This is a genomic window from Variovorax sp. AC194, from assembly GCF_979257995.1.
On sequence record NZ_OZ409823.1, the window covers coordinates 1,631,610 to 1,648,840 of the forward strand.

A 17,231-nucleotide genomic window follows, 5' to 3' on the forward strand; every position below is an offset into this window, starting at 1 on the left:
CCGCTACTTCGCGTCGCTGTACACGGTGGCGCGCGAGACGCCCATGTGCGCCGCCGCGATCTCGGCGCCGCGGCGGATTTCGAGGAAGCCGGCCTTCTTCAACTCCTGCACGAGTTGCTTGCGGTCCGCGGGCTTCAACGATCGCGAACTCGTCGCGCGCGCGGCGGCGAATTCGTCGATGCGCGAATGGATGCGGTCGGAATGGTTGGCGCCGGTGTCGAGGTGCTCGTGCACTTCGCGGTCGTCGATGCGCGTGAACTGCGAGATCGCGCCCTGGAAGCTCTGGAACAGCGTGAGGTCCACGTTCAGGCACAGCGCGGCCACGTACTCGCCGCTCTCGTCCTTCACGCCGATGGAGGTGCTCTTGACCTTGCGGCCGTCGGCGAAGGTGTTGGCGTAGTTCGCGATGACCGCCGGGTACTCGGGGTCGCGGATGCGCGCCAGGCCCAACTCGGTGACCGACTGCCCCACCTGCCGCCCGCTCAGGTTGTTCTGGATCGCGTAGATCGCGTTCTTCGGATTGCTCAGGTCGTGCACCACGACTTCGCAGAAGGGCGCAAAGGTCTCGCCGAGGCCCTCGGCCATGTTGCGCAGCATCTCCAGGACCTGCTTGTCGGACTTCTTCTTCATGGGGGGGAATGTATCCAGTTCTGGACGAAGAATCCAGACTGTACGGAAAGTCTATACTTGGATGTATTATCCAGATTCAGAAAGATCCTCCAGGAGCATTGCGCATGACACGCCAGGAACCCGCACGCTATATCGATCCCCGCACCGGCCGCTACCACGACCTCTCGGAGCGCCGCTGGCGCTCGGACGACGGCAATCCGATGATGGTGACGCCGCTGCCCGGCATCACCCGCGACGACATCGATGCGCGCGAGCGCTCGGTGTGGCGCTACCGCGCCGCGCTGCCCGTGGCGATCGACCAGCCCGCGAGCATGGGCGAAGGCTGCACGCCGCTCGTGCAGAAGCGTTGGGGCGGCCTCGAGCCGCACTTCAAGCTCGAATGGTTCAACCCGACCTGCAGCTTCAAGGACCGTGGCGCGTCCGTGATGATTTCGTTCCTGCGCCAGCTGGGCGTCGACGCGGTGCTGGAAGACAGCTCGGGCAACGGCGGCGCGGCCATCGCTGCCGCGGGCGCGGCGGCCGGCATCAAGGTGAAGGTGCTCGCGCCCAGCTACACGCCGGCGCCCAAGGTGGCGCAGATCCGGGCCTTCGGCGCCGAGGTGCAATTGGTGCCGGGCCCGCGCGAGGAGTCCGAATACGAGGCGGTGCGCCAGTCCGAATCGATCTTCTACGCGAGCCACAACTGGCATCCGTTCTTCCTGCAGGGCACGAAGACGCTGGCCTATGAACTCTGGGAAGACCTGGGCTTCGTCGCGCCCGACAACGTGGTGATTCCCGCGGGCGCGGGCAGCAATGTGCTCGGCTGCTGGATCGGCTTCAAGGAGCTCCTGGCCGCCGGGCAGATCGCGAAGCTGCCGCGGATCTTCGTCGCGCAGCCGCTGAACTGCTCGCCGGTCGATGCGAGCTTCGTCGCGGGCGTGGACACGCTGGTCGATCGCATCGTGAAGCCGACGATCGCCGAAGGCACGGCCATCAAGCGGCCCGTGAGGCTGCAGGAAATTCTTCAGGCGTTGCGCGAGACGAACGGCAAGACGGTGGCGCTGACCGAAGCGCAGATCGCGGCGGCCGTGCGCCGGCTGGCTTCGACGGGGCTCTATGCCGAACCGACGTCCGCCACGGCGGCTGCGGCCATCGATGTGCTGGCGCAGCGGGGCGACATCCGGGCGAGCGAAACCACGGTCGTGCTGCTGACTGGCACCGGCTTGAAGTCGACGCAGTTCATGACCGAGCTCTTCGGCGGCGCTGCCGCCTGATCGGTTGCGCTACCAGGGCCAGGCTAGGCGCGTGCCTGTGCCCGTGGCGGCCGCGCGTTCGTGGAGCAGGCGCGCGACGGTCAGGTCCTGCAGCGCGAGGCCTGTCATGTCGAAGACGGTGATGTCGCCCGGAGCGCGCTCGAATGAAGTCTTGCCGCTCAGCAGGTCGCCCAGTTCGGTGGTCACGGTATCGAGCGCCCATTGGGTTTCGCCGATCTGCTGCGCCTGCGTGCGGTCATCGACGACAAGGCGCACGCGCGGCAACAGGCCTTCGGGGAGTTCGCGCTTGCCTCGCGTGTCGGCGCCGACGCAGTTCAGGTGCGTGCCGGGTTGCACGGCCTCCAGATCGAACAGCGCGCCGCCGCCGGGCGTGGCGGTGATCACGATGTCGCTCTGCGCGACGGCCGCGTTGCGGTCGGCGGCGGGTGCGATGCTGCAGCGGGCGGCGAAGTCGTCTTCGAATGCGGCGTTGCGCTGCCCATCGGCGCTCACGTAGCGCACCTCGCGCAGCGAGGGCATGAGGCGCAACGCGAAGTCGAGCTGGATGCGCGCCTGCACGCCGGTGCCGAAGATGCACGCGCGCGTGCTGTCGGGCCGCGCGAGCTGCTGCAGCCCGAGCCCGCCCGCCGCGCCGGTGCGCACGGTCGTGATCGCGTTGCCGTCGATCACGCACAGCGGCCGGCCCGTGGCGGGGTCGATCAGCAGGATCGTCGCCTGGTGCGGCTCGCCGCCGCGCTGCCGGTTGGCGGGCCAGAAGCCGGCGGCCTTGAAGCCGAGCAGGCCCTGCGCCTGCACGTCGCCCGACTTGATGCCGAACACGCCGCCCGTGGCGAGCGGCTCCCGCACGACCGGGAAGACGCGGCCTTCGCGGTCGCTGTGGAGCACGAAGGCCTCGCGCACGGCTTTCAGCACATCGTCGGGGGAAAGGAGGGCGTTGACCTGGTGCTTGTCGAGCAAGAGGAGCAGCGCGTCGGCGGGCGACGTGAAGGGTGTCATCTGGAAATATTATCTATTTCCAGACAAAAAATCAATCGAAGGCGGCGGCGGCCGGCTCAGCGCCCGGTGTGCACCTTGATGCGGATCGTCGCCACGTCCCAGCCACGGTTCTTGAGCCGCGTGACCAGCATCGGCGCGAGCTGGCGCAGCTTGGCGGCCGCGGCGCTGCCCTTGACCAGCAGGCACCAGACGTCACCCTCGGCGGGGCCCGCCTGCACGGCCGCCCGCATGGCTGGCGGGATGAGCCCTTCCACGGCTTTCAGGCGCTCGGCGCTGTCGCGCGCGCGCGCCATCAGGCCGCCCAGCGTGGGCGAGCCTTCTGCAGCCTGGTGCAGGCTGATGGCGGGGGCGAGGCGGCGATACATGGGTAATCCGGTAGGTCGTAACAAGACAGCTAAAATGCCCGGTTTGCCGGCGTTCGCGCCGGAAAAAAGGCTGCTCAACCTCGAACTTGATTTCGAAACGAGCGCGCCCAACTGCTTTCACCATATCTTAGGGAATCCGGTCGCAGTGCCTGTCGTGTCAGGCGCACGCCCATCTCCACCCAATGGCAACCAACTTCCTGACCCAGATCTTCGGCAGTCGCAACGACCGGCTCCTCAAGCAGTATCGCAAGACGGTGGAACGCATCAATGCGCTCGAACCCGAGTTCGAGAAGCTCAGCGACGACGCGCTGCGCGCCAAGACGCAGGAGTTCAAGGACCGGGTGGCCAAGGGCGAATCGCTCGACGCCCTGCTGCCGGAGGCCTTCGCCACGGTGCGCGAAGGCTCCAAGCGCATCATGAAGATGCGCCACTTCGACGTCCAGCTGCTGGGCGGCATGGCGCTGCACAACGGCAAGATCTCCGAAATGCGCACCGGCGAAGGCAAGACGCTGACCGCGACGCTGCCGGTGTACCTGAATGCGCTGTCCGGCAAGGGCGTGCACGTGGTCACGGTGAACGACTACCTGGCAAGCCGCGACGCCAAGTGGATGGGCCGGCTCTACAACTTCCTGGGCCTCACGGTGGGCATCAACCTGCCGCAGATGCCGCGCGAGGAAAAGCAGGAAGCCTACGGCAGCGACATCACCTACGGCACCAACAACGAATACGGCTTCGACTACCTGCGCGACAACATGGTGTACGAGCCGGGCGACCGGGTCCAGCGCGTGCTGAACTACGCGATCGTCGACGAGGTCGATTCGATTTTGATCGACGAGGCCCGCACGCCGCTGATCATCAGCGGCCAGGCCGAAGACCACACCGACCTTTATTTGGCCATCAACAAGGTGGTGCCCCTCCTGACCAAGCAGGAAGGCGAAGCCGACCCGCGCACGGGCGAAGGCGTCACGGTGCCGGGCGACTTCACGGTCGACGAGAAGACGCACCAGGTGTTCCTGACCGAAGACGGCCACGAGAACGCCGAGCGCATCCTGGGCGAGCTCAAGCTGATTCCCGAGGGCGCGTCGCTCTACGACCCGGCCAACATCACGCTGATGCACCACCTGACGGCGGCGCTGCGCGCGCGTCACCTCTACCACCGCGACCAGCACTACGTGGTGCAGCAGGGCGAAGTGACCATCGTGGACGAATTCACCGGCCGCCTCATGACGGGCCGCCGCTGGAGCGACGGCCTGCACCAGGCCGTGGAAGCCAAGGAAGGCGTCGAGATCCAGGCCGAGAACCAGACGATGGCCTCGATCACCTTCCAGAACTACTTCCGCCTGTACGGCAAGCTGGCCGGCATGACCGGCACGGCCGACACCGAGGCCTACGAGTTCCAGGAAATCTACGGCCTCGAGACGGTCATCATCCCGCCCAACCGCATCAGCAAGCGCGAAGACCAGCTGGACCGCGTCTACAAGACCACGCGAGAGAAGTACGAGGCGGCCATCCAGGACATCCGCGAGTGCTACGAGCGCGGCCAGCCGGTGCTGGTGGGCACTTCGTCCATCGAGAACTCCGAAATCATCGACGGCCTGCTCACGCAGGCGGGCCTGCCGCACCAGGTGCTCAACGCCAAGCAGCACGCGCGCGAAGCCGACATCGTGGCGCAGGCCGGCCGCACGAAAATGATCACCATCGCGACCAACATGGCCGGCCGCGGCACCGACATCGTGCTGGGCGGCAACATCGAGAAGATGATCGAGGCGATCGAGAACGACGAAGGCCGCGACGAAGCCACCAAGGAAGCCGACATCGCCCACGTGCGCACCGAGTGGACCAAGGACCATGATTTCGTCAAGTCGCTCGGCGGCCTGCGCATCATCGCCACCGAACGCCACGAGTCGCGCCGCATCGACAACCAGCTGCGCGGCCGCTCGGGCCGCCAGGGCGACCCGGGCTCCTCGCGCTTCTACCTGAGCCTGGACGATCCGCTGATGCGCATCTTCGCGGGCGACCGCGTGAAGGCGATCATGGACCGCCTGAAGATGCCCGACGGCGAGGCCATCGAGGCGGGCATCGTCACCCGCAGCATCGAGAGCGCGCAGCGCAAGGTCGAGGCGCGCAACTTCGATATTCGCAAGCAGTTGCTCGAGTACGACGACGTGTCTAACGACCAGCGCAAGGTGATCTACCAGCAGCGCAACGACATCCTGGACGCGGCCGACCTCACCGCGCAGATTGCCGCGCTGCGCGAAGGCTGCTTCATGGACCTGGTGCGCCAGTACGTGCCGGCCGAATCGGTCGAGGAGCAGTGGGACCTGGAAGGCCTGGAGAAAACGCTCTTCACCGAGTGGGGCCTGGACATGCCGCTCAAGAAGGAGGTCGAGGCGTCCGACGCCATTTCCGACGAAGACGTGCTCGAGAAGGTGGTCAAGGCCGCCAACGAGACCTTCGACGCCAAGCTGGCGCTGATCGGCCAGGAGAACTTCACCCAGTTCGAGCGCATGGTGCTGCTGCAGAGCATCGACACCCACTGGCGCGAACACCTGGCCTCGCTGGACTACCTGCGCCAGGGCATCCACCTGCGCGGCTATGCGCAAAAGCAGCCCAAGCAGGAATACAAGCGCGAAGCCTTCGAGCTCTTCGGCCAGTTGCTCGACTCGGTGAAGAACGAAGTCACGCGCCAGCTCATGACGGTGCGCGTGCAATCGGGCGAGCAGCTCGAGGAAGCCGCCGAAGCCATGGAAAGCCGCGGCGAGAACGTGGCCAACATCACCTACAGCGCGCCGACCGAGACCGGCGAGGTCGAGGTGCGCGTCGATGAGGAAAACCAGCGCCGCCTTGCGGCCGTCGGCACCGGCGCCCTGAGCGCCGAGGCCGCCGCCTTCGCCCGCGTCGGCCGCAACGATCCGTGCCCCTGCGGCAGTGGCAAAAAATACAAGCAGTGCCACGGCAAGCTGAGCTGACGTCCCGAACCTTTCATTGAGAGAACCCCATGCCCGTGAACCTGTCCGCCCCTGATCCCGCCGCCTTGTTCGCGGTGCCCGGCGTCCGCATCGGCGTGGCCGAAGCGGGCGTGCGAAAGGCCAACCGCAAGGACCTGACCGTCGTGCTGATCGACGAAGGCTCGGCGGTCGGCGGGGTGTTCACGCAGAACCGTTTCTGCGCGGCGCCGGTGCAGGTCTGCCGCGATCACCTGGCGGCCAACTACGGCATTCGCGCGATGGTGATCAACACCGGCAACGCCAACGCCGGCACGGGCGAAGACGGCCTGATGCGCACGCGCTCCACCTGCATCGCGCTCGCGCGCAAGCTGGAAATCGCGCCCGAGCAGATCCTGCCGTTCTCCACCGGCGTGATCATGGAGCCGCTGCCGGTGGACCGCATCGAAGCGGGCCTGCCCGCCGCGCTGGCCGACGCCTCGGAAAACCATTGGGCACGTGCCGCCGAAGGCATCATGACCACCGACACGATCCCCAAGGCGTTCAGCCGGAAGGTGCAGATCGGCGGCGCCACCGTCACCATCACCGGCATCAGCAAGGGCGCCGGCATGATCCGCCCGAACATGGCGACCATGCTGGGCTTCATGGCCACCGACGCGAAGATCGATCCGTCGCTGATCCAGCCGCTCGCGAAACTCCTGGCCGATGGCTCGTTCAACCGCGTGACCATCGACGGCGACACCTCGACCAACGACTCGTTCGTCGTCATCGCCACGCAGAAGGCGGCGCACGCGACCATCACCTCGCTCGAATCCGCCGAAGGCCAGGCCCTCGTGGCGGCCATGCAGGACGTGGCGCGCCTGCTGGCGCAGGCCATCGTGCGCGACGGCGAAGGCGCGACCAAGTTCATCACCATCCAGGTCGAAGGCGGCCGCGACGCTGCCGAGTGCAAGCAGGTGGCCTATGCGATCGCCCATTCGCCGCTGGTGAAGACCGCGTTCTACGCCAGCGACCCGAACCTGGGCCGCATCCTGGCGGCCGTCGGCTATGCGGGCATCGCCGACCTCGACCAGACCGGCATCGACCTGTTCCTGGACGACGTGCATGTGGCGGTCAAAGGCGGGCGCAACCCGTCGTACCGCGAGGAAGACGGCCAGCGCGTGATGAAGCAGAGCGAGATCACGGTGCGCGTCGGCCTGGGTCGCGGCACTGCCAGCGAAACGGTGTGGACCTGCGACTTCAGCCACGAATACGTGACCATCAACGCCGACTACCGGTCATGAACGAGCAGTTCCAGAAGCTGATCGAGCGCGCCGAACAGCTCATTACCCGCATCGAATCGATCCTGCCGCAGCCGCTGTCGGCGCCCGCGGACTGGAACGCTTCCATCGCCTGGCGCTACCGCCGCCGCAACTCCGGCCATGGGGTGCTGGAGCCCGTGAAGCACGTGGCCACGATGGCGCTCGATTCGCTGAAAGAAATCGACGTCCAGAAGGAAAAGATCGAGCGCAACACACGCCAGTTCGTCGAAGGCAAGCCGGCCAACAACGTGCTCTTGACCGGCGCGCGCGGCACGGGCAAGTCGTCGCTGATCCGCGCCTGCCTGCAGGCCTATGCGCCGCAGGGGCTGCGCCTCATCGAGGTGGACAAGGCCGAGCTGGTCGACCTGCCCGACATCGTCGAGGTGGTCTCGCAGCGGCCCGAGAAGTTCATCGTCTTCAGCGACGACCTGAGCTTCGACGAGGGCGAGCCGGGCTACAAGGCGCTCAAGTCGATCCTGGACGGATCGATCGCGGCATCGACGCCCAACGTGCTGATCTACGCGACCAGCAACCGGCGCCACCTCTTGCCCGAGTACATGAAGGAAAACCTCACGTACACCCACACCGACGATGGCGAGGTGCATCCGGGCGAGGTGATCGAGGAGAAGATTTCGCTGTCCGAGCGTTTCGGCCTTTGGGTGAGCTTCTACCCCTTCAGCCAGAACGAGTACCTCACGATCGTGGGGCAGTGGCTCTCGTCCTTCGGCGTCGATGCGGCCGCCATCGCGGCGGCGCGGCCCGAGGCGCTGGTCTGGGCGCTGGAGCGGGGTTCCCGCAGCGGCCGCGTGGCCTACCAGTTCGCCCGCGACTACGCGGGGCGGAGCAACGCGTGAGCGCGCAAGAGAACGGCGCGCGCGAGCACACCGAGGTCGCGGTCGGCGTGCTGATCCGCCTGGCCGACGATGCCTTGCTGCTCTCGACGCGGCCCGAAGGCAAGGCCTACGCCGGCTACTGGGAGTTTCCGGGCGGCAAGATCGAAGCCGGCGAAACCGTCGAAGAGGCGCTGCGCCGCGAGTTGCAGGAAGAGCTCGGCATCACCATCGAAGGCGCCTCGGTCTGGAAGGTGACGGAGCACGACTATCCGCACGCGCTGGTGCGCCTGCACTGGTGCAAGGTGACCGCGTGGACCGGCGAATTCGAGATGCGCGAAGGACAGGCCATGGCGTGGCAGCAACTGCCGCTCGAGGTGGCGCCGGTGCTGCCGGGCGCGCTGCCGGTGCTCGAGTGGCTGGTGCAGGAGCGCGGCCTGCCCGCTTCGGCGGCGCTGGCCGTCTCGACGCTGGCCTGATGCGGGTGACCAGCCGGCACGACGGCCGCACATGGCCCGAGGCCTGACCCCGAAGATGCATCCCAAGTACCGCCCCGACATCGACGGCCTGCGCGCCGTCGCCGTGGCGTCCGTGCTGGCCTTCCATGCGTTTCCCGATGCGCTGCCGGGCGGCTTCATCGGCGTCGACATCTTCTTCGTGATCTCGGGCTTCCTGATCACGACGATCATCATGCAGAGCCACGCGGCGAGCGATTTCAGCTACCGCGATTTCTATGCGCGGCGCATCCGGCGGATCTTTCCGGCGCTGATGCTGGTGCTGGCCGCCACGTTGGCTTTCGGCTGGTATGCGCTGCTGCCGCGGGAGTTCGCCGAGCTCGGCAAGCAGGCGGCGGGCGGCGCGGCCTTCGTGGCCAACTTCATCTTCTGGGGCGAGTCGGGCTACTTCGACACCGCGGCCGAGACCAAGCCGCTGTTGCACCTGTGGTCGCTGGGCATCGAGGAGCAGTTCTATATTTTCTGGCCACTGCTGCTGGGCGTGGCGTGGCGGCGGCGCTGGCCGGTCGTGCGGCTCTTGTGGGTGATCGCGGTGGCGTCGTTCCTGGTCAACGTGATGACGGTGCATCCGTTCCGCGAGGCGGCGTTCTATTCGCCGCTGTCGCGCTTCTGGGAGTTGATGGTGGGCGGCATCCTGGCGTGCATGCGGCTCAAGCCCGTGGTGCCGAGCGCGTGGCGCAGCCATCTCCAGTCGGTGCTGGGCGCCGGGCTGATCGTGCTGGGGCTCGTGATGACGCGCAGCGACAAGGCCTTCCCCGGCTGGTGGGCGCTGCTGCCGACGCTGGGAGCGGTGAGCTGCATCGCGGCCGGCCCGGGCGGGGTGCTCAACCAGTACCTGCTCTCGAACCGGGTGATGGTGTGGATCGGTCTCATCAGCTATCCGCTCTACCTGTGGCACTGGCCGCTGCTGGTGTACGCGCGGATCGTGGAGGAGGGCCACCCGTCGGCCTGGGTGCGCGCAGGGGCGGTGGTCGCGAGCGTGTTGCTGGCGTGGGCCACGTACCGTTTTCTCGAGCGCTTCACGCGGGCGCGCACCGGCGTCGGCATGCTGCGCGCGCTGGCCGGTTCCGGGGTGGCGGTCGCGCTCGTCGGCGTGCTGGCGCTGGGCGGCATGCCGCCGCGCAACGGCAGCGACCTCTTGCGCAAGGTGACCGACGCCACGGTGGACGACAACTACTACGACGGCTTCAAGCAGGAAAAGCTCGGAGCGCACAAGGTCGAGCGCACCGGCAACGGCGCGCGCAAGGTGCTCCTGATCGGCGACAGCCACGTGCAGCAGTACGCGCCGCGCGCGCTGGAACTGGCGCGTAGCGCCCCCGGGCAGATGGCCACTGCGTACTTCGCGACCTATGGTGCCTGCCCGCCCGTGCCGGGCGTGCTGTCCGATGGCAACGAAGGCTGCGACAAGGCGCGTACCGGCATGCTCGAACTGGCGCTCGATCCGCGGATCGACACGGTCGTCGTCGGGGCCTGCTGGAACTGCTACTTCACCGGGAATTTCCCGCTGGCCTTCTACTTCCAGGACGGCGCTTCGGCCTATCCGATCAACAACGGCGGCCCAGGCCTCGCTCGCTCGCTCGATGCGCTCGAAAAGCTGCTGACCACGCTGGTCCAGAGCAAGAAGAAGGTCTATTTGCTGCTGGACAACGCGCGCGGCGTGGAGTTCGAGCCGCGCCGCCTGATCGAGGGCAGCCGCATGGGCCAGATGACGGCGCTGACCAGCACCACCACCGGCCCGCTGCCGCCCGAGCAGGCGCAGCTGGACGAGCGGTTGAAGCGCATCGCCGCATCGAGCGGCGCGCAGGTCATCGACGTGCTGGCGCAGCTGTGCAAGTCGGGCGAATGCGTGCGGTCCATGCCGGACGGCACGCCGGTCTACAAGGACCGCGAGCACCTGCGGCCCTTCTACGTGCGGGCGCACGCGGGCTATCTGGACAAGGTGTTTCTCGGGGACGGCGGCCGCTAGGCGGGCGCCGAAACTCTACTGGAGCTTGGGATCGCCGAACGGATCGTCGTCGGGCGGTGCCTCGGCGGGCATCCGGAATTCCTCGCTGGCCCAGGCGCCCAGATCGACCCCCTTGCAGCGCGCGCTGCAGAAAGGCCGGTAGGGGTTGGAAGGCGCGTAGATGCTGTCGCCGCCGCATGCGGGGCAACGGACGATCCGCTCGCCTTTGTCGTTCACCCGGGTCGTCATGCGCAGAGCGTCAGTTCGAAGGGCGCGTCTTCCGTGCTCTGGTGCAAACGGTCGTCGGCCTCGTGCCGCATGAGCCGGACCGAAACCATGAGGCGGTTGCCGCTGATTTCGGGGACCAGCCCGAGCCGGGGATCGATGCGCAGCCGCAGCAGCTGGAAGCTGCGCCCCTGCGGCAGGTTCTGCTGGAATTGCCCGTTCGTGGCGATGACCTTGTAGGGCACATCGGCGTCGCGCAGCAGCTTGAGCAAGAGGTAGATGGAGGAGGCCAGCGGCGAGAGCGTGTTCGACCAGCGCTCCAGGTCCACGCGGCGGCTGGCCGGCGCGCGGTGCTGCCAGGCGTAGTAGGCGGGCAGGTCGAACTCGCAGGTGCCGCCCGGAATGCCGGCGCGGCTGCGGATGCTCATGAGCCACTCGTTTTCCGTCAGCGACTGGCCGGCCTTGCCGGCGACGCCGTTCAGGGCTGCGAAGTTGCCTTCGAGCTGGCCGACCACCTGGTCGAGCACGGTTTCGGCGATGGCCGGATTGCCCCGGTAGCTGTTGAAGACGTTCTTGTGCTTGTCCAGGTCGCGCAGCACATCGGCCTTGAGGTCGGCGCGCGCGGCCACGTCCATGATCTCGAAGATCGTGATCAGGGCGAAGTGATGGGACAGCGGCGATTCCGAGGGCACCAGTTCTCCGAGGCGACGGAACAGGTGTTCCAGCCTCAGGTAGGTGCGGATGCGCTCGTTGAAGGGGTACTCGTAAAGGATCACGCGTTTTTATCGGTTTCCTGTCGCGGGATCATAACTTCAGGGTGATTTGGAAGGGGGCGTCGGAAGCACCTCGCGCACGGCGGCCAGCATGCGGTCGCCGAGCAGGAGCTGTCCGTGCATCGACATGTGAGTGTCGTTCGAGAAATAGAAATCGCGGACCTGAGTGTGTTTCTCGCGTGTAAAAGCGAAGAGGTCGGGCCCCGTCAGCTTCGATTCGCGGAAGCCCGTTTCGAAATCCTTCGAGTAGTCGGGCTTCAGGTACACCGTGGTCTTGTTGGGGATCACCATCCACATGATCGGGATGGCGGTGTGCGCCGCCGTGAAATTCTTCATCCACGCCAGGTGCGCGAGGGTCAGCGGACCGTTGTCCTCGTCTTCGGCGAAGAACGGCATCTTGTCGCACGCGTGGTGCGAGAAATACTTGCAGCCGTTGGGCACCGGGCGCACCCAGGTGTTCCAGTCGAAGTAGGTGTCGGTTGCAGACTTTTTCGCTTTCCATGTGTTGTAGTACGTGGTGATGCCGGTCATGAACTGGACGTTCCAGTTGGGCGAAGGGTCGGGCACGGTCTCGTCCGGCTTGACCAGGGGATGCGGCATGGCGTCGTAGGGCATGCGCATCTTCTGGCACTTCGCGCTGTCCTTGGTGCGGTCGCCCAGGAGGCGTTCGACGCTCTCGATGATGATCAGCTTGCCCTTGAAGCCCGAGCGCTGGACCCACTGGTCGAAGTCGCCGCACAGCGCGTTCTCGTACTGGCCCCAGTAGCTGGTCGAGACGCGGTAGCCGGCTGCCACGAGCTTGGACTGCCAGCGGAAGGTCATGGAGAAGCTGTCGCCGATGACCATGATGTCGGCCTGATCGACCGGCGTGCCCTTGAGCAATGCGGGGTCGACCTTGGGCGGGGGCGCGGTCCAGCCGAACTCGCGCTCGGACAGCCGCCCGATCCGCGTGAGGTCGCCGTAGGGAATGGGGCTGGTCAGCGAAACGATCCACAGCCCCATCAGCACGATGTAGCCGATGAAGAAGAACCGCAGCCAGACTTTCGCGGGCATCGTCATGTCGAATCAGAATTGGAAGTAGAGGAACGGGCTGTAGTTGCCCAGCTTCGAGACGCACCAGGCGAACAGCGCGAAGGTGCCGATGGCCAGCACCGCGGTCGAGAGCCACGCCATGACCGGGCGGCCTGCGACGGCCTTCGGATGCGGAATCCAGCGCTCCAGCGTGATGGTGGGCGGCAGCGCCAGGCAGATGACGATGCCCACCAGCAGGGTCTGGAAGAACTCGGGCTTGCGGAACGGCACAGGGCCCAGCTCGCTGAACGCCGACGGCGGCGCGCCGTGCAGGCCGAGCATGCCCTTGTAGATCGCCATGGCCGTGTGCATGCCATCGGCGCGGAAGACGATCCAGGCCACCACCACGCAAAGGAACGTGAGGAACCAGCCCAGCAGGCGCGCGATGCGCCCGGGCGTGGCGTTGCGTCGCACCTTGGCGTTCCAGAGGTGATTGATCATCAGGAAGATGCCGTGCAGGGCGCCCCAGATCACGAAGGTCCAGGCGGCGCCGTGCCAGAGGCCGCCCAGCAGCATCGTGAGGAACAGGTTCAGGTACCGCCGCGCCGGCCCCTTGCGGTTGCCGCCCAGCGGCACGTAGAGGTAGTCGCGCAGGAAGTTCGACAGCGAGATGTGCCAGCGGCGCCAGAACTCGATGATGTTGGTCGACTTGTAGGGCGAGCGGAAGTTGAGCGGCAGCTGCACGCCCAGGCACAGCGACAGGCCCACCGCCATGTCCGAGTAGCCCGAGAAGTCGAAATAGATCTGCAGCGTGTAGGCCAGCGCACCGAACCACGCGGTGTAGAGCGTGGGCTCGATGCCCTTGTGCACGCCGTTGAACATCATGTCGGCGTACTGCCCCAGCGGGTCGGCGATCAGGAGTTTCTTGGCCAGGCCGAAGACGAAGACCGCGATGCCGATCGCCACCTTGTTCGGGTCGAGCCGGTAGGTGGAGGGGTTCGCGAACTGCGGCATCATCTGCGCGTGATGCAGCACGGGGCCCGCGATGAGGTGCGGGAAATAGGTCACGAACAGCAGGTAGTGGATGAAGCTGCGCTCGTGCACCTTGCCCTGCCAGCAGTCAACCAGGAAGGCGATCTGCGTGAAGGTATAGAACGAGATGCCGATCGGCAGCACGATGTGCACCAGCTCGACCGGCGTGAGTCCCGCCGCGACCAACCCGGCATCGACGTTTTCCAGGAAGAAGTTGGCGTACTTGAAGACGGCCAGCACACCCAGGTTGACCACCAACGCGGTGATCAGCAGCGTCTTGCGCTTGCGGTCGTCGCGGCCCGGCGCGGGCGACAGGCGCAGGCCGAACCAGTAGTTGACGCAGATCGAACCCAGGAGCAGCGGCAGGGCCTGCACGCTCCACCAGCCGTAGAAGAAGAGCGAAGCCAGTGCGAGAAAACCGGCGGCGGCGCGGGCGTTGCGCTTGCCGATCAGGAAGAACCCGATCAGGACCAACGGGAAAAAGACAAAAATGAAGGGATACGAGTTGAAAAGCATCTCGGGGAGGGCACTGCGGCGAGCGCCTTTTTGTCGTAATCGTTATGCAGCCGCGGCGGCGGCAGGTCTCGGATTATCGCGTGGTGGCCGCAGCCCACTGCTTCCAGAGACCCTGCACTTCGGTTTCGAGTTCCGCGAGCGTCAATGACTCGTTGAAAATGACCGCGTCCGCGGCCGCCCTGCGCAGCCGGCGCGGGGCTTGCTGGGCGATCACTGCGTCTACGGCTTCGGGCGTCCAGCCCGAGCGCGCGACGACGCGTTGGCGCTGCGTGGCTTCGGTGGCGTCGACCACCAGCACCCGGTCCACGATGGCGCGCCAGCGCCCGGATTCGACGAGAAGCGGCACGTCGAACACCACGACGGCGTCGTCACCTGCGGCTGCGGCCTGGCGTTGGGTTTCGGTGCCGATCAGCGGGTGCAGGATGGATTCGAGCCGCAGCTTGGCGCCCGCATCGGCGAACACGATCTGGCGCATGGCGGCCCTGTCGAGGCTGCCGTCCGGGGCGATGACGCTGCGGCCAAAGGCGGCTTCGAGCGCCGGCATCGCGATGCCGCCGGCTTGCGCGATGCTGCGGGCGATCGCATCGGTGTCGACCAGCACGGCGCCCTGGGCAACCAGCAGGCCAGCGACGGTGCTCTTGCCGCTGCCGATGCCGCCTGTCAGGCCGATGCGCCGAACCATGCGCAGTGTCTCAGTGGATCAGCGCGCCGAGCGGGAAAGCGAAGGGCACCCATTGCCGCACGACTTCAGGACCGATCACGAGGCACACGAGTCCCGCGCCGGCCAGGAAGGGACCGAACGCGATGGGGATGTCTTTATGCGCCAGCTTGCCGACGACACGCAGGGTGATACCGATCACGGCGCCCACCAGCGAAGAGACGAGGATGATGGCGATGAGGTAGTCGGCACCGAGCCAGACGCCCAGCGCCGCGAGCAGTTTGAAGTCTCCATAGCCCATGCCTTCCTTGCCCGTGACCAGGCGGTAGGCATGGTACACAAGCCAGAGGCTCAGGTAGCCGAACACCGCGCCCCACACGGCCGAACTCAGGGGCACGCCGGTCCAGCCCATGGCCGCGCCGACGAGGCCGAGCCAGAGGAGGGTGTAGTTCAGCGAATCGGGCAGGAACTGGGTATCGAAATCGATCAGGAACTGGCAGATCAGCAGCGCGGCGAACGCTGCCCACAACGCGCCCGTGGGGGTGAGGCCGAAACGCCAGCCGCAGAGGGCGAAGAGGGCGCCGGTGACGATTTCGACCAAGGGGTAGCGCGGGCTGATCGAGGTCTTGCACGACGCGCAGCGGCCGCGCAGGAACAGGTAGCTCAGGACGGGGATGTTCTGGTACCAGCGGATCTTGTGGCCGCAGGCGCCGCAACGGGAGGCGGGGCGGGTGAGGTCGAAGGGCGGGAGGTTTTCGATCGCCACGGCGGCTTTGTCCGCTGCGGCCTCGAGCCCTGCGGGTGGCGCGGCCTTGGGGCCGAAGACCAGCGACCACAGCGAAGGCGCGTCCTTCGAGGTCATGAGATTGGCGACTGCGTCGGAGAGCCAGTCGCGGTACATCATGACCGGGGTCCGGTAGATCACGACATTCAGGAAGCTGCCGATCAATAGCCCCAGCACGCCGGCCAACGCGGCGTCGAACCCTTGCGAAACCGGCATCAAACGACTTGGCCGAGCTTGAAGATGGGCAGGTACATGGCCACCACGATGCCGCCGATGATCGTGCCGAGGAACACGATGATGATGGGCTCCATCAGGCTGGAGAGGCCTGCAACCATGTCGTCGACTTCGGATTCGTAGAAGTCGGCCGCCTTGCCCAGCATGTGATCGATCGAGCCGGACTCTTCGCCGATCGCGGTCATCTGGATCACCATCGAGGGGAAGAGGTTGACGTTGGTCATGGCCGCGGTGAGGCTGGTGCCGGTGGAGACTTCCTGCTGGATCTTGGCCGTCGCATCGCCGTACACGGTGTTGCCCGAGGCGCCGCCCACAGAGTCGAGGGCTTCGACCAATGGCACGCCAGCAGCAAACATCGTGGCAAGCGTTCGCGTCCAACGTGCGATGCAGGATTTTTCGATCAGCGAGCCGAACACCGGAATGCGCAAGAGCACGCGGTCCATGAATTTCTGAACGCGCTCATTGCGCTTCCAGGCTTGCATGAAGAAGTAGAGCCCCCCGCCAAGTCCGCCAAAGATCAGCCACCAGTACGAGACGAAAAATTCGCTGATGCCGATCACGATCACCGTAGGCGCAGGCAGGTCGGCACCGAACGAGGTGAACACCTCCTTGAAAGCCGGAATGACGAAGATCATGATGATTGCGACCACAATGAACGCGACCACGACCACCGAGATCGGATACATCAACGCCGACTTAATCTTCGACTTGATCGCCTCGGTCTTTTCCATGTAGGTGGCCAGACGATCGAGCAACTCTTCAAGAATACCGGCCGCTTCGCCGGCTTCCACCAGGTTGCAGTACAGGTTGTCGAAATACTTCGGAAACTTGCGAAACGCGGCCGAGAGCGATGTGCCGGTTTCCACGTCGCTGCGGATGTCATTGAGCAGCTTTGCCACGCTCGCATTCGCATTGCCGCGGCCGACGATGTCGAAGGACTGCATCAAGGGCACGCCGGCCTTCATCATGGTGGCCAGCTGGCGCGTGAAGATCGCGATGTCCTTCGGCTTGATGGCCTTGCCCGAGCGCATGCGGCGCTTCTTGATCTTGCTGGCGAGAACGCCCTGGCGACGCAGCGCGGCCTGGACCTGGTTTTCACCGGCGGCCCGAAGCTCGCCGCGCACCAGCTTGCCGTTGCGGTCCTTGCCTTCCCACTCGAAGACAAATTCCTTGTGCATGATCTTGGAGGAGCGGGGGGATGCCACTGTTGCCATTCGA

At 66.1% G+C, this 17,231-nt stretch carries 16 protein-coding genes; 6 read left to right on the forward strand and 10 right to left on the reverse strand.

From position 1 onward, the window contains the following. Positions 1 to 3: 3 nt before the first annotated feature. Positions 4 to 630: a helix-turn-helix transcriptional regulator gene (locus tag ACZYRS_RS07855; protein WP_463418785.1), complete on the reverse strand. Its 627-nt coding sequence runs from the start codon at positions 628 to 630 to the stop codon at positions 4 to 6. A 104-nt stretch (positions 631 to 734) separates the two neighbouring features. Here ACZYRS_RS07855 and ACZYRS_RS07860 point away from each other — a divergent pair, with 104 nt between their 5' ends. After that, positions 735 to 1,883 (forward strand): threonine synthase, encoded by a 1,149-nt coding sequence (locus ACZYRS_RS07860; protein WP_463418786.1) that lies wholly within the window; start codon positions 735 to 737, stop codon positions 1,881 to 1,883. 9 nt (positions 1,884 to 1,892) lie between these two features. Here the strand turns inward: ACZYRS_RS07860 and ACZYRS_RS07865 are convergent, their stop codons facing one another. Beyond that, the gene (locus ACZYRS_RS07865; RefSeq protein ID WP_463418787.1) at positions 1,893 to 2,879 is read right to left on the reverse strand and encodes an ornithine cyclodeaminase family protein; all 987 of its coding nucleotides are present in this window, start codon (positions 2,877 to 2,879) and stop codon (positions 1,893 to 1,895) included. 56 nt (positions 2,880 to 2,935) lie between these two features. After that, complete coding sequence (locus ACZYRS_RS07870; RefSeq protein WP_463418788.1) at positions 2,936 to 3,244, reverse strand: hypothetical protein; 309 nt, start codon at positions 3,242 to 3,244, stop codon at positions 2,936 to 2,938. Positions 3,245 to 3,426: 182 nt separating this feature from the next. Here ACZYRS_RS07870 and secA point away from each other — a divergent pair, with 182 nt between their 5' ends. From secA to ACZYRS_RS07895, 5 genes are read left to right on the forward strand one after another with little or no spacing between them, the layout of a single operon-like run. Next, complete coding sequence (gene secA / locus ACZYRS_RS07875) at positions 3,427 to 6,213, forward strand: preprotein translocase subunit SecA (protein ID WP_463418789.1); 2,787 nt, start codon at positions 3,427 to 3,429, stop codon at positions 6,211 to 6,213. Positions 6,214 to 6,242: 29 nt separating this feature from the next. Beyond that, entirely contained in the window at positions 6,243 to 7,472 is a 1,230-nt protein-coding gene (argJ, locus tag ACZYRS_RS07880; RefSeq protein WP_463418790.1) for a bifunctional glutamate N-acetyltransferase/amino-acid acetyltransferase ArgJ, read from the forward strand. Then, a complete protein-coding gene (locus tag ACZYRS_RS07885) occupies positions 7,469 to 8,344 on the forward strand; it encodes an ATP-binding protein (RefSeq protein ID WP_093438874.1) in 876 nt (291 codons plus the stop codon). Before argJ ends, ACZYRS_RS07885 begins: the two co-directional genes overlap by 4 nt. Continuing rightward, the gene (locus ACZYRS_RS07890; protein WP_463418791.1) at positions 8,341 to 8,799 is read left to right on the forward strand and encodes an NUDIX domain-containing protein; all 459 of its coding nucleotides are present in this window, start codon (positions 8,341 to 8,343) and stop codon (positions 8,797 to 8,799) included. The genes ACZYRS_RS07885 and ACZYRS_RS07890 overlap by 4 nt, the downstream gene beginning before the upstream one ends. 55 nt (positions 8,800 to 8,854) lie before the next feature. Next, positions 8,855 to 10,801, forward strand: a complete 1,947-nt coding sequence (locus ACZYRS_RS07895; protein ID WP_463422465.1) for an acyltransferase family protein — start codon at positions 8,855 to 8,857, stop codon at positions 10,799 to 10,801. A gap of 15 nt (positions 10,802 to 10,816) precedes the next feature. Here ACZYRS_RS07895 and ACZYRS_RS07900 read toward each other — a convergent pair whose 3' ends face one another. The 7 genes from ACZYRS_RS07900 to ACZYRS_RS07930 form a co-directional block, all read right to left on the reverse strand. Beyond that, positions 10,817 to 11,029 (reverse strand): DNA gyrase inhibitor YacG, encoded by a 213-nt coding sequence (locus ACZYRS_RS07900; protein WP_198785108.1) that lies wholly within the window; start codon positions 11,027 to 11,029, stop codon positions 10,817 to 10,819. Further along, positions 11,026 to 11,781, reverse strand: coding sequence for a cell division protein ZapD (gene zapD / locus ACZYRS_RS07905; RefSeq protein ID WP_198785111.1), 756 nt, complete (start codon positions 11,779 to 11,781; stop codon positions 11,026 to 11,028). Before zapD ends, ACZYRS_RS07900 begins: the two co-directional genes overlap by 4 nt. Positions 11,782 to 11,817: 36 nt before the next feature. Then, a complete protein-coding gene (locus ACZYRS_RS07910) occupies positions 11,818 to 12,831 on the reverse strand; it encodes a hypothetical protein (protein ID WP_463418792.1) in 1,014 nt (337 codons plus the stop codon). A 12-nt stretch (positions 12,832 to 12,843) separates the two neighbouring features. Continuing rightward, positions 12,844 to 14,337 carry an MBOAT family O-acyltransferase gene (locus ACZYRS_RS07915; protein WP_463418793.1) on the reverse strand — a complete coding sequence of 498 codons (1,494 nt, stop codon included), beginning with the start codon at positions 14,335 to 14,337 and terminating at the stop codon, positions 12,844 to 12,846. A gap of 73 nt (positions 14,338 to 14,410) precedes the next feature. Then, complete coding sequence (gene coaE / locus ACZYRS_RS07920; RefSeq protein WP_463418794.1) at positions 14,411 to 15,019, reverse strand: dephospho-CoA kinase; 609 nt, start codon at positions 15,017 to 15,019, stop codon at positions 14,411 to 14,413. A gap of 10 nt (positions 15,020 to 15,029) precedes the next feature. Beyond that, the gene (locus ACZYRS_RS07925) at positions 15,030 to 15,995 is read right to left on the reverse strand and encodes a prepilin peptidase (RefSeq protein ID WP_463418795.1); all 966 of its coding nucleotides are present in this window, start codon (positions 15,993 to 15,995) and stop codon (positions 15,030 to 15,032) included. Further along, positions 15,995 to 17,227, reverse strand: a complete 1,233-nt coding sequence (locus ACZYRS_RS07930; protein WP_198785121.1) for a type II secretion system F family protein — start codon at positions 17,225 to 17,227, stop codon at positions 15,995 to 15,997. Before ACZYRS_RS07930 ends, ACZYRS_RS07925 begins: the two co-directional genes overlap by 1 nt. Positions 17,228 to 17,231 lie beyond the last annotated feature (4 nt).